General features: G+C 68.6%; 1 protein-coding gene. It reads left to right on the top strand.

The features are described from left to right. On the top strand, positions 1-724 hold a 724-nt coding region (locus ACCO56_RS33030), incomplete at both ends, for a TRAP transporter large permease subunit (RefSeq protein WP_433645208.1).

The raw sequence follows: 724 nt of genomic DNA, 5'->3' as shown, positions 1-724 counted from the left end.
CGGCCACAGGCTTGCCGGCTACCGCAGGTTTCCGCTCGGCGTCGCCACCCTCGTCACCGGCGGCCTGCTTGGCGCGGTGTCGGGCTCGGGCACGGCAAGCGCGGCCGCGCTTGCCACGCTCGCCGGTCCCGAACTGCAACGGGTCGGTTACACCCGCAGCTTTTCGGTGGCGCTCGCCGCCATCTCCGGCTCGCTCTCGGTGATCATCCCGCCGAGCCTGCTGATCATGATCTACGGCTCGCTCACCGAGACCCCGATCGGCCACCTCTTCATCGGGTCGATCGGGCCCGGCCTCCTGTGCATCCTCGCCTATGCCGGCTGCCTCTATTTCCTCGGCGATGTCGAGCCGCAGGCCGTCGACGGTCGCCGCCACGAGGTCGCCGAGGATCCGCAGGAGACCCGGCGCTCGATCGCCGCCTTCAGCTTCGTCGTCGTGCTCATGTTCGTCGTGTTCGGCGGCATCTACGGCGGCGTGGTCACCGTGGGCGAGGCCGGCGCGCTCGGCGCCTTCGCGGCTTTCGTCGGAATGATCGTCATGCGACGGGTCGGCCCCAAGGACATCGCCGCCGCGCTGATCGATTCCGTCAAGGTCTCGGCGATGCTCCTGATGCTGCTCATCGCCGCGCAGATCTTCTCGCGGTTCATGTCCTTCTCGCGGCTGCCGACCGAGCTGCTCGAGCTTGCGCAACCGCTGATCGGCAATCCGACGGTGCTCGTGCTCGTG

This window comes from Mesorhizobium sp. 1B3, assembly GCF_050958605.1.
GTDB lineage: Bacteria > Pseudomonadota > Alphaproteobacteria > Rhizobiales > Rhizobiaceae.
The sequence above is the reverse complement of the archived record's forward strand: the minus strand, read 5'-3'. Positions and strand labels throughout refer to the sequence as shown.